Raw genomic sequence first — 276 nt, forward strand, 5'->3', positions numbered from 1 at the left:
GTGTATATATCTGGATTGTCATTCTAAGTATTTCAATGAATTTGAGGTAGCTATTAAAGAAAAGGGCGACTTAGCAACGGAAAAAGATAAAGATTTTTCCAACGTCATCGCGTGTATACGTGAAATTATTGATACAAATCAGCTTGAAGGGGCGGCGGTTGGCGCATATAATCCGAGCATTATTGCACAGAAATTAGGGCTTATCAATAAGCTCCAACACTCTGGCGACACAGAAAATCCCATCAAAGTTATAACCGGTATGGAAGTCCACTAATG

General features: G+C 39.1%; 1 protein-coding gene. It reads left to right on the plus strand.

The genetic code is table 11. The annotated features are described in order from the left end of the window. The coding region (locus tag H6A60_RS13125; protein WP_205105306.1) for a terminase small subunit at positions 1-274 on the plus strand (274 nt) is incomplete at its 5' end. Positions 275-276 lie beyond the last annotated feature (2 nt).

Source organism: Sutterella massiliensis, from assembly GCF_016899755.1.
Classification (GTDB): Bacteria; Pseudomonadota; Gammaproteobacteria; order Burkholderiales; family Burkholderiaceae_F; genus Sutterella; species Sutterella massiliensis.